The sequence below is a fragment of the Streptomyces sp. CNZ287 genome (assembly GCF_007827615.1).
Genome location: NZ_VISV01000001.1, coordinates 70,403 through 93,656, shown reverse-complemented (window position 1 = coordinate 93,656; position 23,254 = coordinate 70,403). Strand labels below are relative to the sequence as shown.

The following is a 23,254-nucleotide window of genomic DNA, read 5'->3' as shown; positions in this document are numbered from 1 at the left end:
ATGACGGCAATGGTCAGGGCCGAGGGCGTCCACAAGTCCTTCGGGCTCACCCATGTCCTCAAGGGCATCGACCTGGAGGTCGCGCCGCGCGAGGTCTTCTGCCTCGTCGGCCCCTCCGGCTCCGGCAAGTCGACCTTCCTGCGGTGCATCAACCACCTGGAGAAGATCAACGCCGGCCGGCTGTACGTCGACGGCCACCTCGTCGGCTACCGGCAGCAGGGCAACAAGCTCTACGAGCTGAAGGAGAGGGAGGTCGCCGCGCAGCGCAAGGACATCGGCATGGTGTTCCAGCGCTTCAACCTCTTCCCGCACATGACCGCGCTGGAGAACGTCATGGAGGCGCCGGTCCAGGTCAAGCGGGAGTCCAAGGCGACGGCGCGGGAGCGCGCACTGCGGCTGCTGGACCGCGTGGGCCTCGCGGACAAGGCGGGCGGCTACCCGACGCAGCTCTCCGGCGGCCAGCAGCAGCGCGTCGCCATCGCGCGGGCGCTGGCGATGGAGCCGAAGCTGATGCTCTTCGACGAGCCCACCTCGGCGCTCGACCCGGAGCTGGTCGGCGAGGTGCTGGACGTGATGCGCGACCTCGCGGAGTCGGGCATGACGATGATCGTCGTCACGCACGAGATGGGGTTCGCACGTGAGGTCGGGGACGCGCTGGTGTTCATGGACGACGGCGCGGTGGTGGAGTCCGGCCACCCGCGGGACGTCCTGACGAACCCGCAGCACCAGCGGACGAAGACGTTCCTGTCGAAGGTGCTGTGAGCCGCTTCCGGGTCCCGGGACCCGGGTGAGAAATTTCGCTCCGCGGGGCGGGGGCTGGTACGGCCCCCGCCCCGGGGCGTAACTTCATGGTCATGTTCGCCGCCTACGCAGCCCGCATCGACCGTGACGAGCCCCTGAACGGCCTGGAGTTGGGGGAGCGGCCCGCCCCGCAGGCCCCGCCCGGATGGGCCGTCGTCGACGTCAGAGCCGCCTCCCTCAACCACCACGACCTGTGGTCCCTGCGCGGCGTCGGCCTCGGCGAGGACGCCCTGCCGATGATCCTCGGCTGCGACGCGGCGGGCGTCGACGCCGACGGCAACGAGGTCGTCCTCCACTCCGTCATCGGCCAGACCGGCCACGGTGTGGGGCCGAACGAGCCGCGGTCGCTGCTGACGGAGCGGTACCAGGGCACGTTCGCGGAGCAGGTCGCCGTTCCGGCGTGGAACGTCCTGCCGAAGCCGAAGGAGCTGAGCTTCGAGGAGGCCGCGTGCCTGCCGACGGCCTGGCTCACGGCGTACCGCATGCTCTTCACCAACGCGGGCGTACGCCCCGGCGACTCGGTCCTGGTCCAGGGCGCGGGCGGCGGCGTCGCCACGGCGGCGATCGTGCTGGGCGCGGCTGCGGGACTGCGGATGTACGCGACGAGCCGCGACGAGGCGAAGCGCAAGCGGGCGGAAGACCTCGGCGCGGAAGCCGCGGTCGCCCCGGGCACCCGCCTGCCGCACCGGGTGGACGCGGTCCTGGAGACGGTGGGCGCGGCGACGTGGTCGCACTCGGTGAAGTCCCTCCGCCCGGGCGGCACCCTGGTCATCTCCGGCGCGACGAGCGGCCCGAACCCGGCGGCAGGGGAGCTGCAGCGGATCTTCTTCCTGGAACTGAAGGTGGTCGGCTCGACGATGGGCAGCAAGGAGGAACTGGCGGGCCTGCTCAACTTCTGCGCGTCGAAGGGCGTCCGCCCGGTGATCGACACGGTGCTGCCACTGGACCGCGCCCGGGAGGGCTTCGAGAAGATGGCGACGGGCGACCTGTTCGGCAAGGTGGTCCTCACCCGCTGACCGCGCTCCGCGCGGGGCCCCGGGGGTGTCAGTCCATGCCCGGAGCGGCGGTCGGGAGGCCGGCTTCCCGCGCGACCTCCAGCATCCGTTTGTCGTAGCTGATCAGTGAGTCGAGTGCCGGGCCGATCGTCTGGGCGCTGGCGACGTGCACCGCGTCCAGGGTGCGTACGCGGCCCGGAAGGAGACCGGCGAGGTCGCGGACCTCTTCGGTGACCAGGACTTCGGTCAGGTCCCGCATGAGGTCCTGCATGGCGGTGGGGAAACTGCCCATCCGGTCCAGGGTGCGCACGGTCTCGACGAAGCCGATGGTGCTGGTCGCCAAGGGGGCCGCGGGCTTCGCTTCGAGGTACCCCCGGAGTTCGGCCGCGTGGCGGCGGCCGGCGACGAGGGTGAGGACGGCGGAAGCGTCGAGATAGATCACCGGGGGTCGTCCTCGCGCTCGGCGAGCAGCACAGCCAGCGGGTCTGCGTCCTCGGCGACCTCGTAGTGCGGAAGCCGGGAGAGATCGGCGCTCGTCGCGGCCTTGAGGCGGATCTGGCCGCGCGATACCAGGTCGGCATAGCGCTCCGCGGCGCCCGAGGCGGGCAGCAGTATGGCGATCACGTTCCCGTGCCGGGTGACCTGGACGGCTTCGCCCTGCTCGACGCGAGCGAAGACCGCGCTGGGGTTGTACGAGAACTCGCGTACGGAAATCGCGCTCATCGATCGCTCCCTCCTGATCGCAGGAGTGTACCTACAAAAACCCCAGTGTACCTACATCCACCCTCTCCGTCAGATGGCGTCAACTTTGGTTGACATCGGTCCACTGTCAACGTAGGTTGACGTCATGAGTGAGGCGACTGAGCTTGCCGGACGGGCCGGAGGCACCGATCCCCGGGAGGGGTTGCGGGCCGTGGCGGCGTTGCGGCGGCTGTTGGAGCAGTTGGAGGCCGTGCAGGTGCGGAGCGCGCGGAATCAGGGCTGGTCGTGGCAGGAGGTCGCGGCCGAGCTCGGGGTCAGCAGGCAGGCGGTACACAAGAAGCACGGGAGGCGCTGATGTTCGAACGGTTCACCCAGGCCGCCAGGGACCTCGTCCGCGGTGCGGCCGAGCGCGCGGAGCGGGACGGCGACTCCCACGTCGCCCCCGAGCACCTGCTCCGGCAGCTCCTCGCCGGGTCCGGGACCGCCGGGGCAGTCGCGCTGGCCGCCGCCGGGGTCGACAGCGAGGCGCGGCGGGCCGGGGTCCTCCGGGGGCTGGACGAGGCGCGGCGGCGGGGCGGGCTCACCAAGTCCGACGCCGAGGCGCTGGCCGGCATCGGCATCGACGTCGCCGCCGTCGTCGACCGCGTCGAGTCCGCCCACGGCCCCGGCGCCCTCGCCCGCCGGCGCGCGTGGCGGCGGGGACGTACCAGGTTCGACGCCGACGCCAAGGCCGTGCTCGAACGGTCCCTCAGGATCGCCCTGGTCCGCGGCGACAAGGCCATCGGCGACGAACACATCCTGCTCGCCCTCGCCGCCACCCCCGGCATCCCCGCCGAGGTCCTGGCCGACCACGGCGCCACCTACGCCGCCATCGAGGCCGCCCTGCCGGCCGTACAGCGCGCGGGGTAGGCACCCCGGCAGCACCGCGCGGGCGGTGAGGTGGTGCGGGCCGCCATCCCGTCCGGATCACCTGGGTCATCGACCGGGCGCAGACCTCCTGGGGACCCGCGGCGTCGTGATGGAGGGCGGCTGGATGCGTATGTCGTGGCGCTGAGGGGTGCGTTCGGCTGAGCAGCGTGCGCGGGTGGCGCGGGTCCGGCCGTGTGCGCCGGGCCCGCGCTTCCCGTTCCGTACGCGGTCACCCGCGGTCACCCGCTCCGCCGGGCGGTCACATGCCCGCCAGCTGCCCGCCGTCGACCACCACCGTCGTACCCGTCTGGAACCCCATGTCGTCCGACGCCAGCGCCAGCGCCGCCGACGCCATCTCCTCCGGCGTCGCCATCCGCTTGAAGGCGTCGATCCCCTGCCGGCCGAACTCCGCCTTCCGCGCCGCCCACTGCTCGTCCGTGTCGCCCGGCGGCCGGTGTACGTCCAGCATCGGCGTGTCCGTCATCCCCGGCGCCAGCGCCACCACGCGGATGCCGTGCGTGCCGTTCTCGACCGCCGCCGCCTGCACCAGGCCCGTGACGCCGTTCTTGCTCGCCGTGTACGAGCCGAGGCCCGGGCGCGTCGCGTACTGGTTGGACGATCCGGTGACGAGGATGACGCCCCCGCCGCGCGCCCGCAGGTGGGGGATCTCGTACTTCATCGCCAGGAAGATGCCGCGGGTGTTGGTGAGCGTGACGTCGTCCCAGTCCGCCACCGAGACCTCGTGCAGGTCGGTGAACGGCTTCTGGATCCCCGCGTTGTTGAGGGCGATGTCGAGGCCGCCGTACTTCTGCGCCACCGTGTCGACGACCCCCCGCACCTCCTCCGGCCTGCGCACGTCCGCCCTGAGGTACGTCGCCTCCCCGCCCGCCCGGCGGATCTGCCGCTCCACGTCCTGCCCCAGGTCCCGGCGCCGCCCGCAGAAGCCGACCCGTGCGCCCTCCGCGGCGAAAGCGATCGCCGCGGCCCGCCCGATGCCCGAGGTGGCGCCGGTGACGAGGACCGTCTTCCCGGCGTACCTCCCGCCCTTCACCTGCTGCCCCCGTTCCTGCGCCGACGCCGTCCGGGCGCCGGCCCCGAGGCCCACCCCCGCGGCGGCCATCGCCGCTGCCGCCCCGCCCAGTACGTGCCGCCGTCCCAGCGACCCGCTGCTGCCGTCCTGCATGTGCTGTCCCTCCTCGACCTGCGGTACGGCTCCACCTTCCGGCCCGTACGCCGCGCTCCGCATCCGCCGCCCGGCGACGGTGCGCACCGACCAACGGCGGTGGCGGGCCGGGGCCGACCCCCGACTTTCGTCGAATGTGCGTGTCAGCCGGGCTGTTTACGATGCCGGTATGTCCACCGCCGAACGGTTCGTGCGCCGCGCACTGCTGACGCCCCCGCAGCTCCGGCTGCTGCTGGCGGCCGGGTTCGTCTTCGTCGTGTTCAAGTCGCTGCGCGCGGCGCTCACCGAGCAGGCGGGCCTCCTCACGTCGCCGGCGGCGAGCGCCGTCGTGGCCGGCGTGCTCTGCGCGGTGCTGCCGCTCTGCCGCCGGATGCCGGTGCCGGTGGCGGCGGTGACCGGCGCGGGGTTTCTGCTGGAGAGCCAGGTCTGGCCGGTGTTCCTCGCGCTCTACGGGGTGACGCTGTGGCGGCCGCGGGGCACGGCGATAGCGCTCACCGGCGCCGTCTTCGTACCGGCCGCGTTCGGCCCGTTCCGTGAGCTGGTCGGGATGCCGCAGGTCGTGCTCTTCCCCTGCGCGATCCTCGCCGTGCCGCTGGCCGTCGGCCTGGCCGTGCGCAGCCAGCGCGACCTGGCCGGCTCGCTCGCGCGGCAGTTGGAGCACCTGGAGGCGGCGAACCGGCTGCGCGACGAGCAGGTGCGGATGGCAGAACGGGCGCGGATCGCCCGCGAGATGCACGACGTGCTCGCCCACCGGCTCAGTCTGCTCGTCCTGCACACCGGCGTCCTCCAGCGCCGCGGCGACACGGTCCCCGAGCCCGTACGCGAAAGCCTCGACCTCCTCCGTACGACGAGCGCCCACGCCCTCGACGACCTGCGGGACCTGCTGGGCGCGCTCCGCGACCACGAGGGCCCGGTCCCGCTCGCGCCCACCGCCGACGACCTGCCCGCCCTCATCGCCGAGTCCGAGCGCGCCGGCACCCGGGTCCGCGCCCGCACCGACGACCTCGCGGGCCTGCCCGCCGCCGTCCGCCTCGCCGCCCACCGCATCGTGCAGGAGGCCCTCACGAACGCCCGCAAGCACGCTCCCGGCGCGCCGGTCGACCTCACGGTGACGGTGACGAGGACGCGGGTGGCGATACGCGCGGAGAACGAGTGCGGGGCGGCGCCGGAGCGGCGGGACGGCCCGTCGCGCGGCTACGGCCTGGTGGGCACAGCCGAGCGGGTGGCCGCCCTGCACGGCGAACTCACCACGGGGCATACGGGGGACGGCAGGTTCGTGCTCACCGCGGACCTGCCCGTGCCCGTACACCCGGTGGAGGAACCGTCCGCGCTGAGCGCGGCGGCGGCGCGGTGATCCGCGTCCTGGTCGTCGACGACGACGCCTTCGTGCGCGCGGGGTTGCGGGACCTCATCGCCACGGACGAGGGGCTGGAACTCGCCGGGGAGGCGGCGGAGGGGGGCGCGGCGGTGGCGGCGGCGCGCGGCCGGCGGGCCGACGTGGCCCTGGGACATCCGCATGCCGGGCATGGACGGCATAGCCGCCACCGCCGCGCTGTGCCGGCTGCCGGACCCGCCGGCGGTCATCGTGCTCACGACGTTCGACCTGGACGAGTACGTCTACGGCGCGCTGGCGGCGGGCGCGGCGGGCTTCCTCCTCAAGGACACCCCGCCGGACGCCATCCTCCAGGCGATCCACGTGGTCGCGGCGGGCGCCGCGATGCTCTCCCCGACGGTCACCCGCACGGTCATCAGCCGCTTCCACCACCCGGAGGCCACCCGCAGCCTGGCGGCGCGGGAGGCGGCGGCGAGGCTGACACCGCGGGAGCGGCAGGTGCTGTCGGCGGTGGCGGACGGGATGACGAACGCGGAGATCGGGGCGATGCTGGGCCTCCGGGAGTCGACGGTGAAGGCACACGTGAGCAGGATCCTGGCGGAGCTGGGGGTGACGAACAGGGTCCAGGCGGCACTGGCGGCGAGGGACCTGGCGGGGTGAGGGGGCGGCGGGTTACGGGCGGGTGGGCGCTATCCGCCCGCCTGCACCGTCACGTCCTTCGTGAACGGGCCCCACTTCCCGTCCGGGAGCTTCGCCCGCACCTTCACCGCGTACGTCGCCTTCCCCGACTTCTCCAGCGGCAGGCTGATCCGCCCCGTGTCCTTCGGCGCCGACTCGCCCAGGACCAGCTTCGAGGCGAACGTCCCGTCCACGTACACCTCGTACTCCGTGATGTCCCCGCCCGCCTTCGGGGCGTTCCACACCAGGTCGAGGTTCCACGTGCCCGCGTCCTTGCGGGCCGTCGCCTGGAGGTCCGTCGGGATCTCCGCGCCTGCCTTGCCGCCCGGTTCCGGCTCCGTCGTGACGCTCGCGGACGGGCTGGCCGGGCCGGAGTTGCCGGCGGCGTCGCGGGCCTTGACCGTGAAGGTGTAGTCGGTGTCCGGGCGGAGGGTGGTGACCGCGGCGGTGCTTTCCGTGCCGCCGACGCTGTGGATCTTGGTGCCCTCCTGGTAGATGTCGTAGGACGTGACCTCCTTGTCGTCCTCCGCCCTCGTCCAGGTCAGCGTCGCCGAACGCGGGCCGTCCGCACGTGCCTTGAGGCTCGCCGGCCGTGTGGGCGGCTTGCTGTCGTCGGCGTCGGCCGACGGAGTCGTGACCGCGGGCGCCTGACCGGGGCCTGAGAGCTTGCCGTCGGCGTCCCGTGCCCGTACGGCGAAGGTGTATGAGGACGACGGCTTGAGGCCGGTGATGTCGGTCATGTGCTTCTCGGCCGGCACGTTCTGGATCTTCTTGCCGTTGCGATACACCTCGTACCGCCGGACGTTCTCCGCCTCCGCCGCCTTGTTCCACATGACGTGCACCGACGTGGACGTGCTCGTGTAGACGGTCACGCCGGTCGGCACGGTGGGGGTCTCCGGCGGTTCGGCGGCGGCTTCGCCGTCCGAGCCGCAGGAGGCCGCGGTCAGGGCCAGGAGGCAGGCGGCGGTGGTGCTCAGCGCGGCGAGCGTGGGGGTGGGCCTCACAGGGACGCCTCTCATCGTGCGAGCAAAGGTCCAGACCTTTTTCGCACACTCACCGCGTACATTTCAAGACGTCGGCAGCGCCCCGCAGTTCAGTCCTTCGCGCCGCCTCCGTCGCTGCCCCTGCCACCGCTCCCGCCGCCGATGCGCAGCAGCGCCGCGAGGTGTGCCGCCGCCGTCGAGAGGTGGCGGCGGGCCTCGCGGAGCTGGTCCGGCGAGACGCCGTTGTCGCGGGCGGCGTCGCGGACGTCGTCGCGGAACCGGTCGAGCAGGCGCTCCAGTTCGCGGGCCAGCTCGGCGGGGGTGGCGTCCTGCGGGGCGTCCTCGTCGGCCCACTCCGGGGTGTCGGCGGGGTCCGGCTTGATGTACGACGGCCAGGGTGTCCTGACGCCGCCCATCCCGGCGGTTCCCGCGGCGGTGTGCATCCCGCCGGGGGGCGGGGGCGGAGCGGTCGCGTCCGCGATCCTGTCCGACGGCGAGGCGGGCTCCGGTCCGGTGCCGGAGCCGCCGCCCGCGCGGGGCCCCGTACCCGCCTCACTACCCGCGTCCGTACCGGCTTCCGTCCCCGTACCGCCGTCCGTCCCCGTTCTCGTGCCCGCGCCGCGCCCGCCGAAGCCGCCCAGGTTGCCCAACTCCCGCGTCAGCTCCGCCAGGCCGTCCATCAGGCCGCCCTGCCAGTCGCCCGTACGGACCCTCGTCTGCACCTGCTCCTGCACCTGCCGCGCGATCCGCTCCGCCTCGCTGCGCACCCGCTCCTGCGTCTCACGCGCGTGCTTGCGCGCCTGTTCCGCGTCCTGCCGGGCCCGCCGCGTCTCGTCCTTCGCGCGCCTCGCCTGCTCCTTGAACTCCTGCTTCGCCCGCTTGAAGTCCTCCTTCGCCTGCCGCCAGGACTCCTTCTCCCCGGCGTTCGCGCCGCCCGACGTACGGGCCTCCTTCGCCGCCTGGCGCATCTCGCGGCGCAGGTCGCTGGCGGTGCCGCTGACGTCGGCCTGGATCTCGGCGGCGAGTTCGGCGACGGACTCGCGGATCTCCAGCTCCAGGTCCGCCAGCTCCGCCTGGCGGGCGGCGAGTTCGGCGCGGCCGGCCTCGGTGATGGCGTAGACCTTCCGGCCGCCCTCGGAGGTGTGCGTGACCAGGCCCTCGGTCTCCAGCTTGGCGAGCCGGGGGTAGACGGTGCCGGCGGAGGGGGCGTACAGGCCCTGGAAGCGCTCCTCGAGGAGGCGGATCACCTCGTAGCCGTGGCGGGGGGCCTCGTCGAGCAGCTTGAGCAGGTAGAGCCGGAGCCGGCCGTGGGCGAAGACGGGGGGCATGTCAGAGCACCTTCTTGTCGGAGGGGCCGGCGGAGTCGGCCGGGCCCGCGCCCGGCGGCGCGTCCTCCGGTTCGTCGTCCACACCCTCCGGGCGGCGGAGCAGGGCGAGGCCGCCCGAGACGGTGGTCACCTTCAGCGAGCCCTTGCCCGCCCCCAGGCGGCCGTCGACGGACTTCGCGCCCCACTGGCCGCTGACGTCCAACGCCGGGAAGGCGTTGGAGACCGCGCCGCTCGTCGTGCTCGCGTGCACCTCGACGTCCGGCTCCTCGGGCAGCCGTACGGCGATCTCGCCGGAGACTGTGTTGACCCGGACGTCCGCGGCGCGGGCGGCGGGGGAGAGGTCGATGACCATGTCGCCGCTGACGGTGTCGGCCTGGACACTGCCGCCGGCGCCGTCGATGAGGGTGAGGGGGCCGGAGACGGAGTTGTAGCGCAGGTCGCCCTCGAGGGCCTGTGCCTCCAGCTCCCCCGAGACCGTGTCGGCGCGGACCGGGCCGGAGAGCCCGACGAGGGTGGCGCCGCCGCTGACACCGCGTACGTCCGTACGGCCCGCGATGCCGGAGACGACGGCGTCGGCGCCGACGACGCCGACCTCGACGCGGGCGGTGGCCGGCACGGCGAGGGAGACGACGACGCGGCGGCGCCAGCCCTTGCGGTCGAGCCACTTCAGGAAGCCGCGCCAGGGCAGGTCCTCGTACGCGACCGTCAGCTCGCCGTTCTCCAGCGAGACGCGCAGCGGCGGGCCCTCGATCTCACTGACCTCCAGGCGCGCCGCACCCGGCCGTCCGGCATCGTCGTGGGTCCCGACGACGTGCACGGCTCCGTTGACGATCCGCACCTTCAGGGCCGTGACCGGCTCCTCGAAAGCGAGGGTCTGCGGATCGGCCACAAGCTGCACCGACATCCACCGCCTCCTGACTCGGGCTCTGGCGAGCGCTCACACTCAACGCAACATATCGCGTCTACGCCAAGACACGATATATCGCGGTGTGCGGAAGTCAAGCGTGAACCCCGGGAAGCGGGGTGGACGTGGCAGGGGTCGTGTTCGGCGGGTTGTGAGGGTGGGGGCTGCTGCTGTGCCTACTCCTCGTCCTCGTCGTCGAGGCGGGCCAGCCAGGTGGCCAGGCGTTCGACCGGGATCTCGAATTCCGGGTTCAGGTCGACGAAGGTGCGCAGCTGCTCGGCCAGCCACTCGAAGGTGACCTCCTCCTCGCCGCGCCGCTTCTCCAGTTCCTCGATGCCGCGGTCGGTGAAGTACATGGTGGGTGCTCCGGAAGGGGGGAAGTGACCGGTTCAGTATCGCTCACCGCGGCGGATGACAGGCGGACAGCCGCGGGTACCGTCGCGGGGCGGCGGTCCGCGGACTAATGTCGGTGCATTGGGCACCGAGCGTAGTCGGGGGAACCGGATGAGCAGCAACCTGCCGCAGCGCGTGACTCTGCCGGACGGCACCGAGGTGTGGGTCCGGGCGACGCCGCTCGACGAGCGGGTCGCGGCGGGGACGCGGGCCGGGGTGCCGGCGCCCGCGGGTGCCGGCCGGGGTGCCGGGCCGGACGGCGGACCCGGTGCCGGAGGGGGCGCCGGCGGGGGCATCGCGGACGGCGACGACGATGCCGACCTCGAACCCGTCGCCGACTGGGGCCGGCTGGCCTCCCGGGTCGCCGGGCTCACGCCCCTCGTCGGCGGAGTGGCCGCCTCCGTACGGGCCGCCGCCGCGGCCGCCGCGCCGGACGAGGTGAGCGTGACGTTCGGCGTGGAGATCTCCGCGGGGACGGGGAAGGCGATCGCGCTGCTCGCCGACGCGAACACCACGGCCCAGCTCTCGGTCACCCTGACCTGGCAGCCCGGTTCGCGCCCGGCCGGCCCCTCCGGAGCCGAGCCCCCTGCCGCATCGACCGCCTCGTCCGATACGGCTGCATCTGGTGCATCCGGCACGTCTTCCTCGGCGTCTGCACCGGTATGAGGGTTCCGATCGAGAGCAGCGAGGCCGCGGAGTACGCGCGTTACCAGCTCTGCAAACTGGCCGCCGCGGCGACGGTCGACATCCGGGCGGCGCCCGGTGCCGACGACGGGTCGCTGTGGGGCAGCGGGTTCCTCGTCGCGCCAGAGTGGGTGCTCACCTGCGCGCACGTCTTCGTTCACCCCGACGGCTGGCGGCGCGGTACGGCGCCGGGCGAGCTGATCGGCGTGGTCGTGGGCGGGCGTACGGTGCCGGGGCGGGTGGAGTACAGCATGCCGTCGCCGGACGGCACCGCCGCGCGGATGGGCCGCGACCCGGAGGTACGGGACGAGACGTTCGCGGAAGCGGTGATGCAGGTGGGGCCGGACCTGGCCCTGGTACGGCTGTTGCCGCTGCGGGCCGAAGGGGTGGGCACGGGTGCCCCGGGCGGCGAAGCGCGGTACGGGCTCCCGTACGCGGCCCTGTCCGGTGCGCAGACGGGCCTTCAGCCGGGTGGTCAGCCCGGCGCCCTGCCCGGCGCCCGCTCCGGCGCGCAGCCCGTGGCTGACCGCGGGCACCCCGCCCGGCCCCCCGCGGACAGCGAGCCCGTCTGGCTCGGCGACCGCTACGACGACTTCCTCGACCAGGCCGTCCTCCTCAGCGCCCACGGGCGCGCCGCCGGGAGCGGCGAGGACGTCGACGCGGCGCTGCTCAGCGCCGAGTTCGCCGGGCGCAACGGGCAGCAGATCCTGCTCGGCACCCCCACCCCGATCCGCCGGGGCGCCTCCGGCGGGCCCGTACTGCACCTGGGCCGCGGCGAGGTCGTCGGCGTCGTCAAGGCCCGCTACCGCAGCGGCACCGGCGGCGGCACCGCCGTGTCCCTCGACGAACTCCACGCGCTCTCGCCCGAGCACCTGCTGCCCGGCGCGACGGGCCTGGGCCCCGAGCCGTACCGCGAGCTGATGCGGCTGCACGACGCCTGGCACTGGCACCGCCACCACGGCATCGACGACGAACGCACCTCCTGGACCGACCTGCAGCGCGCGCTGGGCCCGGCGCGGTTCGGCGCCTGGGGCGCGCTCGACCGGCTGAGCGCGCTGTGGCGCCTCGCCGACCTGCCCGCGCCGCGCGACCCGGAGGTCGTCGAGCGGCTGGTGCACCAGGTGCTCGACATCCAGGGCCGCCCGCTCGGCGCCCGGCGGCTGCGCGACTGGCGCGACGGCCACGGGCTGCTGCACCGGCACGCCGCGCCGGAGCGCGCGCTGCGCGACATGCTGCTGTACCTGAAGCTCGTGGCCCGCGAGGCCGCCGCCGGGATCGGCGCGGGGGAGGGCGTGGGGTCGCGTACGGCCGTCGAGTCCCTCGAATCATGGGTCGCGGAGCGCGCGGGCGAGCTGCCGCCGCGCCAGCGGCAGGAGATCCGCGCGGTGCGGCGGGCGCCGGTGAGCGTCCTCGTCACGTTCGACAAGCTGCCGTTCCTCGACCCCGCCGCGGGATCCGTGCCCCGCTACAACTGGACGGTGCGGCGCGGCTACGGCAAGGGGGAGTGGGAGCACGTCGCGCTCGACCAGTCGTACGCCGGGGGCTCGTTCGAGGAGGCAGAGGCGCAGGTGCTCCAGGCGCTGGCGCCGCAGTTGCTCGGGGCCGACGCGGAGGCGCAGACGCGGGTGCGGCTGGAGGTGGCGCTGCCGGAGGAGCGACAGGCGCACCCCACGTACCGCTGGGAGCTGCCGGCGTCCGGCCGGGCGACCGCGGCCCGGCCGCCGGCGGGCACGGTGCGGCCGGTGGTGCACCGGGACGCGGCGCGGGCCGGTCCTGAGCCGGAGCCGCTGTGGCGCGACCGGTGGCGGCGGATGAGCCGGGCGCCGCGGCAGCGGCTGGTACGGGCCGCGCCGCCGGGTTGGGGGCGCGGGGCGGGCGACGGCGGGGTGCCGGTCTTCTGCCACGCGCTGGGCGACGGCAGCGGGCGGGCGGCGGTCGTGGGGCAGTTGCTCGACGAGGGCACGGCGGTCGCGCTGTGGCGCGCGGGGGGCCACCGGGACGAGGAGTGCGGCGAGGAGTGCGCGGCGTACCACGAGGAGCTGGCGGCGCTGCTGGCGGACGGTGCAGGAACGGTCGTGCGCGATCTGCCGGAGCGGTTGCACGAGGTACGCCGGGAGGCGCTGGAGGCCGGGCGCGGGTGTGCGGCGGACGTGATCCTCTTCTACGACGACGCGGACGACACGATCGGCGCGGGTGGTTGAGCGGCGGTGGAGGAGCGGTCGCGGGGCTCGGCGCGATGTGGCCGAGTCGGCGCTGGTGCGCGGACGACGTGATCGGCACCTCTCGGGTGCTGTCGTGACAGGTGTGGCGCGTGGGGCGACTTACGCGGGCCCGGACCAGCACGCCGGTGCGCCCTGCCGCAGGGGGCGTGAACGGCGTACGGGTGGTGGTGAATGGGTGAGCGGGCCGGTGAACGGGTGAACGGTGCGCGGGCGTCCGGGGGCGTCCCAGACGAACCTCGCGCACCGGTTGCGCAGTTGGACGAAACGGGCCCGCCACCACGCGGATTGGCCGATTCGGCACCCGGCGTCAGCGCTCTTGGCTAGCCTCTTACCCCCGTGAGGGTTGCCCTCGTCCGTCGCCGGGCAGACAGTGGGGCAAGCCCGCTGCCCGGTCGGCGACAAAGGGGTTACGACGTGAGCGAGTGGCTCATCTACCGAGGCACCGGCGCCCCCCACGAAGGCATGGAGAGACTGCCGGCACCGCCTCCGTGGCGAGAATTCGACGGCGGTCCACCGGTGCCTCCGCCGGCCGCGCTGGAGCCCTCCTCCGAGCGCAGACTCGGCCAGCGGCGCCGCGAGGCCAGCCACCACCGGCCCAGCACCCGCGAGTGCGAGATGGTCAACGCCGCGCTGTATCTGCGCCGCCCGCTGCTCGTCACCGGGCAGGCAGGCAGCGGCAAGAGCACGCTCGCGCATTCCGTGGCGTACGAGCTGGGCCTCGGCCGGGTCCTGACCTGGCCCATCGTCAGCCGCAGCACCCTGCGCGACGGCCTGTACGCCTACGACGCGATCGGCCGCCTCCAGGACGCCCAGCTCGACCGCGCCGCTCGCCGGGCCGACACCGCCGGCGCCTCCGGCGCGGAGGGCGCCGCCGAGGAGCCCGGCGGCGGCATCGGGCGCTACATCCGCCTCGGGCCGCTGGGCACCGCGCTGCTGCCCTCCGCGCGCCCGCGCGTGCTGCTCGTCGACGAGCTGGACAAGAGCGACATCGACCTGCCGAACGACCTCCTCCACGTGCTGGAGGAGGGCGAGTTCACGATCCCCGAGCTGGAGCGGATCGCCGACCGCGCGCCGGTCGTCGAGGTGCTCAGCGACGACGGTACGAAAGTGCCCGTGCGCGGCGGCCGGGTCCGCTGCGGCGCCTTCCCGTTCATCGTGCTCACCAGCAACGGCGAGCGCGAGTTCCCGGCGCCGCTGCGCCGCCGCTGCATCGAGCTGCAACTGCCGGTGCCGGACCGGGCGCGGCTGACGGGGATGGTCCGGGCGCACTTCCCCGAGGGCGACGACGAGCGGTTCACGGAGCTGATCGACCGCTTCCTGGCCGCGGGCCCCGGCGACGTACGGGCCGTGGATCAACTGCTGAACGCCATCGAGCTGACCCGGCAGGCCGATTGGGACCAGGCGGACGGCTCCGCCCGGCGCGTGACCGAGGAGCTGATGCGGCCCATCAACAGGCCGCGGTGAGCACGATGGCCGGGCGCGGGGCTGCTGCGGGCGGGCAGGGGAAGGCCGAGGAGCTGGTGGGCCGGCTCCTGGCGGCCGGGCTGCCGCCGGACGCCCGCGGCCTCGCCGACGTCCTGTGGTTCGCGGAGGAGCTGGCGCGCAGCGCGGAGGCGGTCGGCGGCGCCGAGGCGCGCGCCGACGCACCGGGGCCGGCGAACCGCATGGAATCAGCCACATTTCCCGAAGCCGCCGACGCTGCAGACGACTCCGGTTCCGCGCCCGCCGGGGGCGACGGCGACGGCACCGACGGGACGGGCGCGGGGGCGCGGGCCGCGCCCGAGCGGCGCGTGGGACTGGCGGCCGGACCGGGACTGCTACCGCGTACGCCCATGCCCGACGCCGTGGACACCCCCGCCTACCGGCAGGTCGGCCGCGTCGGCGTGCCGGAGCCCGCGGCGCTGCCCGCCCTGGTGCCCCTGCAGCGCGCGCTGCGCCCGCTGCGGCGCTACCAGCCGCGGGTCGCGGCCGTGGCGCCCGGCGAGCTGGACGAGGAGGAGACCGCGGAGCTGAGCGCGCGGGCCGACCTGGTCATCCCCGTGCTGCGGACGCCCCGGCGGCGCGCCACGCTCCAACTGCTCATGGACGCCTCGCCCGCCATGGAGGTGTGGAGCCGGCTGCTGGAGGACCTGCGTACGGTCGCCGAGCGCTCCGGCGCGTTCCGTGACGTCACCGTGCACCGCCTGCACCCGCTGCCGGACGGCGGCGTCGGCTGCACGGGCGAGGCGGGGCGGCCTTCGATGCTCCAGGACGCCGGCCAGCTGCACGACCCCGGCGGGCGCCGGCTGACGCTCGTGCTCAGCGACTGCGCGGGCCCGATGTGGCACGACGGCCGGATGCAGCGGATGCTGCACGGCTGGCTCGGCACCGCCCCCGTCGCCGTCGTCCAGCCGCTGCCGCACCGGCGGTGGCGGGAGATGCCGTTCGCCGCGCTGCCCGGGCTCCTCGTCCGGCACCCGGGACCGTACCCGACGCTGGAGTTCCGCCCCGGCACCCGCGGCGACGTGCCCCCGGCCGGCGCCCGCGCGCTGCCCGTGCTCGCGCCCGAGCCCGCCGCCGTCGGCACCTGGGCCCGGCTGCTGGCCGCCGGCGAGGGGCTGTCGCTGCCCGGCGCCGCCGGCTGGGTGCGCCGCGACCACACCGCCGCGCCGGCCGCGGTGGCCCGCCCCGCGGACGTACGCCCCGATCCGGCGGCCACGCTCGCCGCGTTCGACGCGACGGCCTCGCCCGCGGCCCGGCTGCTGGCCATCCACCTGGCCGCCGTGCCGCTCGTCCTGCCCGTCATCCGGCTGGTGCAGCGCGCGCTGTTCCCCGACACCGGGCCCGCGGAGACCGCCGAGATCCTCCTCAGCGAGCTGGTCGTGGCGCGCGACCCGGCGCGCGGAGCGGGGCGTGAGCCGGCGCGCGAACCCGTGGGCGACGACCCGTGGTTCGACTTCCGCCCCGGCGTGCGCGAGCTGCTGCTGCGCCGGCTCAGCCACGGCGAGGCGGCGCTCGTGCTCAAGCACTGCTCGCTCTACATCGAGCGGACCTTCGGGCAGGGCGCGCGCAACTTCCCCGCCGTCGCGGTCGCGTACCTCTCCGGTGAGGACCGCGAGCCCGACCTCGGCGGCGCCAAGGTCCCCGACCAGTTCGCGCGCGTCTCCGAGCAGGTGCTGCGCGCCTTCCAGCCCGCCTACCGCGGACCGGCCGCGGCGGGCGGCGCGGAGCTGCTGCGGCAGTACGAGGAGACCCGCAGCGTCCGCGACCTGCTGGACGCCGTACGGGCCCTGCGCCGCGCCGTCGTCGAGGAGCGGGACACCGCGCAGCAGGGGCTGCTGGCCCGGGCGCTGCTGCTGCACTGGCAGCGGCTGCGCGAGCCGGACGCGCTGGCGGAGGCGGAGCAGTGGGCCCGCAGCGCCCTGGCCGCGGACGGCCCGGGAGCGCCGGCAGGCGGAGGCGTGCCGGCGGCGGGGGCGCCGCCGCTGCGCGAGCGGCTCACGTACGCCGAGGTGATGTGGGAGGTGGCCCGCGAGCGCGTCGCCGACGGCGAGCACGAACAGGCCGTGGCGGCGCTCCGCGCCTCCGCCGCCCAACTGCGCGACAGCCGCGCCCTGGCCACCACCCACGCCGCCCGCCGCGAGCGCGGCGGCCTCCTCGCCGAGGTGCTGCGCCGGCTGCACTCCCTCACCGGCGACGGCGCGGCGCTGCACGAGGCCGAGGAGACGATAGACGAGCTGCTGGCCGGCTGGCCCGACGAAGAGCTGGTGCCCGCGCGGCTCTTCCTCGCCCGCGGCCGGGTCACCCTGGGCCGCGCCCAGGCGGAGCACACGGTGGACGAGACGCGGGCGTACGGGCTGCGCGCCGCGGCCGACCTGCGTACCGGCGTCGACCTGCTGCGCATGGAGGGCGGCCCGGAGCTGCGGCGCCAGGAGTGCGAGGCGCTGCTCGACCTGGCGGAGGCGAACACCACCGCGGCCGGCGACGCGGGCGCCGCCCGCGCGCTCGCCGCGCTCGACCGCGCCGGGCGGCTGGCCGCCGCGCTCGACGACTACCGGCTCCAGGCCGAGAGCCTGCGCCGCAAGGCCCGGGTGCGGATCGCGGAGTTCACCCGCGGCGGCGGCGCCGAGCTGCTGGTCGAGGCCGACGGCTGGCTGACGGACGCGCTGGCGCTGCTGCCGCCCGGCGCGGCGCTCTACGGCGAGGTCCTGACCGAGCACGGCGAGCTGCTGCTGCGCCGCGGCCGGCTGGCCCCGGAGGACGCCGGGCTGCGCGGCCGGGCGGTGCCGGTGCTGCGCGAGGTGCTGGCGGAGACGCCGCAGCGCCATCCGGACCTGCCGCGGCGGCAGTTGCTCTTCGGCCGGGCCCTGCGGTTGCGCTACGAGGCGTCCGGCACCCGCACCGACCTGTACGAGGCGGAGTGGGTGCTCGACCGGGCCGCGCGGGAGGACGACGCGCCCGCACGGGTGCGCGCGCAGGCGTGGCTGGAGCTGGGTGACGTGCAGCTCCTCATCGACATAAGGACCGAGTTCCGGCAGCGGCAGGAGCGGGCGGCGGACTGCTACCGGCGCGCGGCGATGCTGGCCGAGGAGGCGGGCGACGCGGAGGAAGCCGCCCGCGCGCACCACCGGCGCGGGCAGATGCTGGAGCCGACCGCGGGGCGCGCGGTGGCGCTCAGGGCGTACCGGGACGCCTGGGAGCAGTGGAGCCGCGCGGAGCAGACGGAGAGCGAGGGGGCGCTGGTGACCCGTGAGCAGATCCGCGCCCTCGAAGCCGGCGGCTGACCCGCCTCCGTTTTGCTGCACGACTGTTCGGGGAAGGACTCTCACACCCTTCCGGAGGAGAACAGCGTGGAGAACCCCCTGTCGGCGAAGCCGGACGGGATACCGTCAGCCGCAGGCTCGGCCGTCCGTCTGCCCGACTTCAGCGACGTCGACGTGTACGCGGTGGCCGCCCGAGGCGAGCCGCCGGTACTCGCGGGAGCCGTCGCCCACCTGCTCCGCAACTGGCCGTCCGACAACGATGCCGCAGCCTACTTCGAGAACGGCGGCAAACCCGGCGACGGCGGTTGACCGGCCGACCGACGTCACCGCGCATGCTCCGGCCGACTCCACCTGAAGCCCGCCGACGAAGCCGGGCGGCCGGATTGCGGCAGATTCCGTACAGAAACAGTCAGTTGGGCTGCTGCCGGGTTTCACCTATATGACTAATGCGCCATGCATTCAGGGGCGGTGGGTCGTCACCGTCCGGACTCGGGGGGACCGGGGAGTCGCATGGACTACGGAGGCACGGGCGCGGAGGAGGAGGCGCCCTGGCCCGGTCGGCTACTGGACGTCGACCGGCTTCGCGCCGCCGGGGTGCGGGCGGTGCCGTTCCGGCAGTTCATCCTGAAGGTGCACAGCCGCTGCAACCTCTCCTGCACCTACTGCTACGTGTACCACGGCGCGGACAGCGGCTGGCGGGGGCGCCCTGCCCTGATGCCGGAGGCGGTCACCCGCCGCACCGCCCAGCGCATCGCTCAGCACGTACGCGCCCACGGGCTGCGTCGGATCCACCTCGTGCTGCACGGCGGCGAACCTCTGCTCGCCGGCGCGGCCTCGCTGGTCCGGCAGACGACGGTGGTGCGCGCGGCGCTGCCGGCCGGATGCGCCGTCGTCGCCGGCGTGCAGACCAACGGCACGCTGCTCACCGAGTCCGCGCTGGAGACGCTCGCCGCCGGCGGCATCCGCGTCGGCCTCAGCGCCGACGGCGGTACGTCCGAGCTGAACAGCCGCCGCGTCGACCACGCCGGGAGGCCCGCCTGGCCCGCCCTGGAGCGCGCGGCCCGGCTCCTGCGCCGGCATCCCGAGAGCTACGGCGGCATCCTGTGCACGGTCGACGTCACCGCCTCGCCGGGCGCGGTGCTGGACTCGTTGTGCGCCCTGGATCCGCCGGTCATCGACTTTCTGCTACCGCACGCCAACTGGTCGGCGCCGCCCGCCCCGGTGCCGGGCCGCGGCCCCACCCCGTACGGCGACTGGCTCTGCGAGGTCTTCGACCTGTGGTGGAACCTGCCCCGGCCGTCGCCCCGGGTGCGGATGTTCACCGAGATCCTCGGGCTGCTGCTGGGCCGGCCGAGCGGCACCGAGTCCGTGGGCCTCTCGCCGGTCACGGCGCTCGTGGTCGAGACCGACGGCGCCATCGAGCAGATCGACTCGCTCAAGTCCGTATACGAGGACGCGGCCGGCACCGGTCTCGACGTCTTCCGCAACTCCTTCGACGAGGCGCTCAACCACCCGGGCATCGCCGCCCGGCAACTGGGCCTGCGGGCGCTGTCCGCGCAGTGCCGGAGCTGCGCGGTCGTCGGGGTGTGCGGCGGGGGCAACTACGCGCACCGCTTCCGGGCCGGCGAGGGGTTCCGCAACCCCTCCGTGTACTGCGCCGATCTGGAGCGGCTCATCAGGCACGTCGCTCACCGTCTGGCGGCCGCGGTCGCGGGGCAGCGGAAGGTGACGGCGGGCCCGCCGTGCGTGAGCTGACGGGCCACCAGATGGGGTACTGTGCCACGAGGACGGCCTGCCTCGGCACGGGAGGGAGACGGTCGTATGGCCAAGCCCATCAGCATCAGTTACGCGGGCTTCAACCGGCCCTGGGCGGCCTGGATCGCCCATCAGCTGGAGTTGCTCGGACAGCCCACCTCGATGCTGCGCTGGAGTCCGGAGGCCGGGCGCCCGCTCGCCGACGAGCTGGCGGGGTTATTGGCGGCGCCCGACCGCATCCTGCTGGTGCTCGACGACTGGTTCTTCGGCCTCGGTCCGCGCGGCGAGGACGAGTGGAACGAAGCCCTGCGGACGATCATCCCACAGCACGGGCACCGGTTCGCCGCCGCCAGCGTGGCCACCGACATGCCGGTCGCCGCCGCGGCCCTGGCGCCCGTGGACCTCCGCGATCTCGGCACCGTCGAAGCCAGGCGCCGCGTCCTCACCCGGCTCGGCATCGACCCGGAGGCGCCGGTGCGCCCGGACCGCGAGCCGGAGCGCGCCCCGCGGTTCCCCAACGACCCGCCCGTAGTCTTCAACACCCCCCGCCGCAACTACCGCTTCACCGGCCGCGACGACATCCTGGAACAGCTCCACGGCACGCTCTCCGCCGCCGGCCAGGGCGCCAGGATCGCGCTGTCCGGCATCTCCGGCGTCGGCAAGAGCCAGATCGCCGTCGAGTACACCCACCGGTTCGGCAACGACTACGACGTCGTCTGGTTCGTCAACGCCAGCTACCGCATGACCGCCCGCGAGCAGCTCGCCGACCTCTCCGTACGGCTGAACCTCCCGGTCGGCAGCAACATCGGCGACCGGCTCCGCCGGGTCCGCGACGCACTGCGCTCCGGCCGCCCGTACCGCCGCTGGCTGGTGGTCTTCGACAGCGCCGACGAGATGGAGCTGATCGACGACATCATCCCCGAGGGCGACGGGCACGTGCTCATCACGACCCGCACCCGGGACTGGGCCGTCAGCGGCGGCGCCGAGGAGATCGAGGTCCCGCACTTCACCCGGGCGGAGAGCACCGCCTTCGCGCGCCGCCGCGCGCCCCGGCTCACCGAGACCGAGGCGGACGGACTGGCCGAGGCCGTGCAGGACCTGCCGTTGGTGCTGAGCCAGACGGCGGCGTGGCTCGACTCCAGCACGATGGCCCCGGCCGACTACATCGAGCTGCTGCGCGAGAAGGAGCCCGGCAAGTTCGGCATCAGCATCGGCTCCGACTACCCCATGGGCTTCCTGACGAGCTGGTCGATAACGCTGAACGGGATGCGCGAGAAGACGCCGGCCGCGGCGGCGATGCTCAACCTCTTCGCGTGCTTCTCCCCGGACAGCATTCCGGTGTCCCGCATCGTCGAGCGCAGCGACCAGTTGCCGAGCCATCTGGCGGAGCTGGCCGGCGATCCCATCAGCTGGCACTCCGCCCTGCGCCGCCTGTCGGAATCCACCGCGGTGACGATCGACTACCTCACCGAGCCTTCGCCGGAGACCGAGGTCGAAAAGGTTCAAATGCACCGTCTCTACCACCGCTTCCTGCGGAGTGATCTCCCCGAGGACGAGCGGGAGGCGATGTCGGCGACCGCCTGCCGGATCCTCGCGGCGGCCGACCCCCGCCGTCCCACGGACACCCGGGAGTGGGGGAGGTACGCCGAGCTGCTGCCCCATCTGGAGTCGGCCGGCGCGCTGGAGAGCGCCGAACCGGCGGTGCAGGAGCTGGTCCTCAACTGCATCGACTACCTGCTCCAGCGCGGCGAGTACCGCGCCGCCCTGAAGATGTGCGAGCTGACGCTCGCCCCGTGGACCATCCGGCTCGCACCCACGCACAGCTCGATGATCACCTTGGTGCACCGGCACGCTGAGGCGCTGCGCAACCTCGGCCGCTTCCGCGAGTCCGAGGCCGTCGGCCGTCGGCTGGTGGACGTGCTGAGCCCGGTGCGCGACGAGGAGGACCCCGACCTGCTGATGGCCAGGAACGGCCTGGGCGGCGCGCTGCTGGGCCTCGGCGAGTACGAGGTGGCGCGCCGGGTCTTCGAGGACATCCGGCAGAAGTACGCCGGCCTCCTCGGCGCCGACCATCCCCGCACCATGTCGCTGCGGAGCAACCTCGCCTCCGCCCTCGCCCTGCTCGGCCGGTACCAGGACGCGCTGGAGATCTACCGCGTCCTGCTGGTCGAGCGGGAGCGGCGGCTCCGCACGCGCCACCACCAGACGATGGCCTCCGGCACGCGCTACGCCTGGATGCTCCGCCTCCTCGGCCACTACGAGGAGGCCCACTCCCGGCAGCAGCGCAACGCCGCGCTGCACCGCCAGATCATGGGCGAGCACAACCCGCAGACGCTGCGCGCCGAGCACAACCTCGCGCTGTGCCTGCGCCGCCTCGGCAAGCTCGCCGAGGCCGACCGCGCCATGGAGTCCGTGGTCGAGCGCTTCACCCAGGTCCAGGGCCCCCGGCACCCGGAGACCCTGATGGTCGAGGCCGACTACGCCACCTTCCTGCGCGAGCACCGCGACCTGCACCGGGCCCGGGAGCTGGCCGAGTCCGTCAACCGGCGGTACGAGGCGATGCTCGGCGAGCAGCACCCGTACACCGCCGGCACCCTCGGCAACGTCGGGCTGGCCCTGTGGCCCACCGGCGACTGGCAGGTGGCCTCCGAGATCGCCGAGCTGGCGCTCACCCGGATGACCGCGGCCGTCGGCCCCGCGCACCCGTGGACGCTGGGCTGCGCGCTGAACGCGGCCGCCGCCCGCAACCGGCTGGACGCCCCCGACCACGCCGAGGAGCTGAGCCGGCAGACGGTCGACACCGTCAAGGAAGTCCTCGGCGCCCGGCACCCTATGGCGCTGTCGGCGATGATGGCGCTCGCGGACGACCTGCGGTCGCTGCGCCGCTCGCAGGAGGCGAAGAAGGTGGAGCGGGAGGCGATGCAGAACCTCAGCGACACGCTCGGCGTCGACCACCCGCACACCCTGGCGTCGCGCCGCCGGGAGCGCCCGTACTGGGACTTCGAGCCGCAGCCCACGTAGGACAGGGGAGTATCGGCCCGCTCAGCGCAGGAAGTCGAGCAGCAGGCGGGTCATCTCCCCGGGACGCTCCTCGAAGATCCAGTGACCGCTGTCTGCGACGACCTCGCCCCTGACGTCGGTCGCGTACCGGCGTACCTGGTCGGACACGGTCTGGCCGAGGCTGTTCTCGGCGCCGACGGCGAGCACCGGCATGGCCGGCGGCCGTACGGCGAAGGCGCGGTTGGCGGCCACGTCCTGGGCCAGGGTCCTGAACCACTCGAAGCTGGCCCGCAGATGGTCCGGTTCCGCGAGGCACCGGGCATCGTCCCCTTGTCGTAGCCGCCCGCGGGCGCACTCGCTCCCGCGCCACGCAACGACGGCACGATCACGGTGAAGTGTTCCGCCAGCCCGGGGATGACCGCCCGGTACTCGCACCAGGTCTGGGGGTAGCCGTGGAGCAGCACCAGCGTCGGTCCGTCGCCGGACCGCACGTACTCGACGACCTCTGCGTTCACGTGCGCTTCGCGGGGCGAAAAGGGGGCCATGGGGCGGACGTACGCGGGCCCGCGGGCACCGTCGCTTCCGCCGGGCGCGTCGCTCGGCGGATTGGTCCGCTCGTGTGACCTGCCGGGGTTCCCGCAC

20 protein-coding genes and 2 pseudogenes are annotated in these 23,254 nt (G+C 74.3%); 13 read left to right on the top strand and 9 right to left on the bottom strand.

Features of this window, described 5'->3' with window-relative positions; translation table 11 throughout:
* Nucleotides 1–9: 9 nt before the first annotated feature.
* Nucleotides 10–762, top strand: coding sequence for an amino acid ABC transporter ATP-binding protein (locus FB457_RS00390; protein ID WP_107086156.1), 753 nt, complete (start codon nt 10–12; stop codon nt 760–762).
* Between the two features lie 92 nt (nt 763–854).
* Complete coding sequence (locus FB457_RS00385; RefSeq protein ID WP_047020364.1) at nt 855–1,817, top strand: zinc-binding dehydrogenase; 963 nt, start codon at nt 855–857, stop codon at nt 1,815–1,817.
* 28 nt (nt 1,818–1,845) lie between these two features.
* On the opposite strand, the gene FB457_RS00380 is transcribed toward FB457_RS00385, so the two are convergent.
* Together FB457_RS00380 and FB457_RS00375 are read right to left on the bottom strand one after the other, a co-directional pair.
* Nucleotides 1,846–2,238: a type II toxin-antitoxin system VapC family toxin gene (locus FB457_RS00380; protein WP_052770453.1), complete on the bottom strand. Its 393-nt coding sequence runs from the start codon at nt 2,236–2,238 to the stop codon at nt 1,846–1,848.
* Nucleotides 2,235–2,519 (bottom strand): type II toxin-antitoxin system Phd/YefM family antitoxin, encoded by a 285-nt coding sequence (locus FB457_RS00375; protein WP_047017988.1) that lies wholly within the window; start codon nt 2,517–2,519, stop codon nt 2,235–2,237. The genes FB457_RS00380 and FB457_RS00375 overlap by 4 nt, the downstream gene beginning before the upstream one ends.
* 124 nt (nt 2,520–2,643) lie before the next feature.
* On the opposite strand from FB457_RS00375, the gene FB457_RS00370 reads away from it, so the two are divergent.
* A complete protein-coding gene (locus FB457_RS00370) occupies nt 2,644–2,853 on the top strand; it encodes a hypothetical protein (protein WP_047017989.1) in 210 nt (69 codons plus the stop codon).
* On the top strand, nt 2,853–3,407 hold the full coding sequence (locus tag FB457_RS00365; protein ID WP_047017990.1) for a Clp protease N-terminal domain-containing protein: 555 nt from the start codon (nt 2,853–2,855) through the stop codon (nt 3,405–3,407). Before FB457_RS00370 ends, FB457_RS00365 begins: the two co-directional genes overlap by 1 nt.
* 259 nt (nt 3,408–3,666) lie before the next feature.
* Here the strand turns inward: FB457_RS00365 and FB457_RS00360 are convergent, their stop codons facing one another.
* The gene (locus FB457_RS00360) at nt 3,667–4,590 is read right to left on the bottom strand and encodes an SDR family oxidoreductase (RefSeq protein ID WP_145780406.1); all 924 of its coding nucleotides are present in this window, start codon (nt 4,588–4,590) and stop codon (nt 3,667–3,669) included.
* Nucleotides 4,591–4,759: 169 nt separating this feature from the next.
* On the opposite strand from FB457_RS00360, the gene FB457_RS00355 reads away from it, so the two are divergent.
* Nucleotides 4,760–5,944, top strand: coding sequence for a histidine kinase (locus FB457_RS00355; RefSeq protein ID WP_145780404.1), 1,185 nt, complete (start codon nt 4,760–4,762; stop codon nt 5,942–5,944).
* Nucleotides 5,941–6,583, top strand: a pseudogene (locus FB457_RS00350) (response regulator). The gene FB457_RS00355 and the pseudogene FB457_RS00350 overlap by 4 nt, the downstream one beginning before the upstream one ends.
* A 29-nt stretch (nt 6,584–6,612) precedes the next feature.
* Here FB457_RS00350 and FB457_RS00345 read toward each other — a convergent pair.
* The 4 genes from FB457_RS00345 to FB457_RS00330 form a co-directional block, all read right to left on the bottom strand.
* Complete coding sequence (locus tag FB457_RS00345; protein WP_047017994.1) at nt 6,613–7,605, bottom strand: fibronectin type III domain-containing protein; 993 nt, start codon at nt 7,603–7,605, stop codon at nt 6,613–6,615.
* Nucleotides 7,606–7,694: 89 nt separating this feature from the next.
* Complete coding sequence (locus tag FB457_RS00340; RefSeq protein ID WP_145780402.1) at nt 7,695–8,912, bottom strand: helix-turn-helix transcriptional regulator; 1,218 nt, start codon at nt 8,910–8,912, stop codon at nt 7,695–7,697.
* Nucleotide 8,913: 1 nt separating this feature from the next.
* A complete protein-coding gene (locus FB457_RS00335) occupies nt 8,914–9,816 on the bottom strand; it encodes a DUF4097 family beta strand repeat-containing protein (protein WP_047017996.1) in 903 nt (300 codons plus the stop codon).
* Between the two features lie 176 nt (nt 9,817–9,992).
* Nucleotides 9,993–10,172, bottom strand: coding sequence for a DUF6104 family protein (locus tag FB457_RS00330; RefSeq protein WP_047017997.1), 180 nt, complete (start codon nt 10,170–10,172; stop codon nt 9,993–9,995).
* Between the two features lie 148 nt (nt 10,173–10,320).
* On the opposite strand from FB457_RS00330, the gene FB457_RS00325 reads away from it, so the two are divergent.
* The 7 genes from FB457_RS00325 to fxsT all read left to right on the top strand — a co-directional run bounded on the left by FB457_RS00325 (nt 10,321) and on the right by fxsT (nt 22,633).
* Nucleotides 10,321–10,875, top strand: a complete 555-nt coding sequence (locus FB457_RS00325) for a CU044_2847 family protein (RefSeq protein ID WP_047017998.1) — start codon at nt 10,321–10,323, stop codon at nt 10,873–10,875.
* The gene (locus FB457_RS00320; protein WP_047017999.1) at nt 10,872–13,094 is read left to right on the top strand and encodes a VMAP-C domain-containing protein; all 2,223 of its coding nucleotides are present in this window, start codon (nt 10,872–10,874) and stop codon (nt 13,092–13,094) included. Before FB457_RS00325 ends, FB457_RS00320 begins: the two co-directional genes overlap by 4 nt.
* Before the next feature lie 435 nt (nt 13,095–13,529).
* Nucleotides 13,530–14,579: an AAA family ATPase gene (locus FB457_RS00315; RefSeq protein ID WP_047018000.1), complete on the top strand. Its 1,050-nt coding sequence runs from the start codon at nt 13,530–13,532 to the stop codon at nt 14,577–14,579.
* A gap of 5 nt (nt 14,580–14,584) precedes the next feature.
* Nucleotides 14,585–17,878: an SAV_2336 N-terminal domain-related protein gene (locus FB457_RS00310; protein WP_486588917.1), complete on the top strand. Its 3,294-nt coding sequence runs from the start codon at nt 14,585–14,587 to the stop codon at nt 17,876–17,878.
* 66 nt (nt 17,879–17,944) lie between these two features.
* Nucleotides 17,945–18,166 (top strand): hypothetical protein, encoded by a 222-nt coding sequence (locus tag FB457_RS00305; RefSeq protein WP_047018001.1) that lies wholly within the window; start codon nt 17,945–17,947, stop codon nt 18,164–18,166.
* Nucleotides 18,167–18,367: 201 nt separating this feature from the next.
* Nucleotides 18,368–19,612 carry an FxsB family cyclophane-forming radical SAM/SPASM peptide maturase gene (locus FB457_RS00300; RefSeq protein WP_047018002.1) on the top strand — a complete coding sequence of 415 codons (1,245 nt, stop codon included), beginning with the start codon at nt 18,368–18,370 and terminating at the stop codon, nt 19,610–19,612.
* 66 nt (nt 19,613–19,678) lie between these two features.
* Nucleotides 19,679–22,633, top strand: a complete 2,955-nt coding sequence (fxsT, locus tag FB457_RS00295) for an FxSxx-COOH system tetratricopeptide repeat protein (RefSeq protein WP_145780400.1) — start codon at nt 19,679–19,681, stop codon at nt 22,631–22,633.
* 21 nt (nt 22,634–22,654) lie between these two features.
* Here the strand turns inward: fxsT and FB457_RS35590 are convergent, their stop codons facing one another.
* Together FB457_RS35590 and FB457_RS35780 are read right to left on the bottom strand one after the other, a co-directional pair.
* Nucleotides 22,655–22,864 (bottom strand): alpha/beta fold hydrolase family protein, encoded by a 210-nt coding sequence (locus FB457_RS35590; protein ID WP_222439481.1) that lies wholly within the window; start codon nt 22,862–22,864, stop codon nt 22,655–22,657.
* Nucleotides 22,865–23,013: 149 nt separating this feature from the next.
* Nucleotides 23,014–23,157 (bottom strand): annotated as a pseudogene (locus FB457_RS35780) (alpha/beta fold hydrolase); the annotation flags it as partial.
* Between the last annotated feature and the right edge of the window lie 97 nt (nt 23,158–23,254).

Bases quoted from the DNA above. Each gene is read 5' to 3' on its own strand.
- FB457_RS00390 (WP_107086156.1), top strand. From the start codon at position 10: ATGGTCAGGGCCGAGGGCGTCCACAAGTCCTTCGGGCTCACCCATGTC.
- FB457_RS00385 (WP_047020364.1), top strand. From the start codon at position 855: ATGTTCGCCGCCTACGCAGCCCGCATCGACCGTGACGAGCCCCTGAAC.
- FB457_RS00375 (WP_047017988.1), bottom strand. From the start codon at position 2,519: ATGAGCGCGATTTCCGTACGCGAGTTCTCGTACAACCCCAGCGCGGTC.
- FB457_RS00370 (WP_047017989.1), top strand. From the start codon at position 2,644: ATGAGTGAGGCGACTGAGCTTGCCGGACGGGCCGGAGGCACCGATCCC.
- FB457_RS00365 (WP_047017990.1), top strand. From the start codon at position 2,853: ATGTTCGAACGGTTCACCCAGGCCGCCAGGGACCTCGTCCGCGGTGCG.
- FB457_RS00360 (WP_145780406.1), bottom strand. From the start codon at position 4,590: ATGCAGGACGGCAGCAGCGGGTCGCTGGGACGGCGGCACGTACTGGGC.
- FB457_RS00355 (WP_145780404.1), top strand. From the start codon at position 4,760: ATGTCCACCGCCGAACGGTTCGTGCGCCGCGCACTGCTGACGCCCCCG.
- FB457_RS00340 (WP_145780402.1), bottom strand. From the start codon at position 8,912: ATGCCCCCCGTCTTCGCCCACGGCCGGCTCCGGCTCTACCTGCTCAAG.
- FB457_RS00335 (WP_047017996.1), bottom strand. From the start codon at position 9,816: ATGTCGGTGCAGCTTGTGGCCGATCCGCAGACCCTCGCTTTCGAGGAG.
- FB457_RS00330 (WP_047017997.1), bottom strand. From the start codon at position 10,172: ATGTACTTCACCGACCGCGGCATCGAGGAACTGGAGAAGCGGCGCGGC.
- FB457_RS00325 (WP_047017998.1), top strand. From the start codon at position 10,321: ATGAGCAGCAACCTGCCGCAGCGCGTGACTCTGCCGGACGGCACCGAG.
- FB457_RS00320 (WP_047017999.1), top strand. From the start codon at position 10,872: ATGAGGGTTCCGATCGAGAGCAGCGAGGCCGCGGAGTACGCGCGTTAC.
- FB457_RS00310 (WP_486588917.1), top strand. From the start codon at position 14,585: ATGGCCGGGCGCGGGGCTGCTGCGGGCGGGCAGGGGAAGGCCGAGGAG.
- FB457_RS00300 (WP_047018002.1), top strand. From the start codon at position 18,368: ATGGACTACGGAGGCACGGGCGCGGAGGAGGAGGCGCCCTGGCCCGGT.
- fxsT (WP_145780400.1), top strand. From the start codon at position 19,679: ATGGCCAAGCCCATCAGCATCAGTTACGCGGGCTTCAACCGGCCCTGG.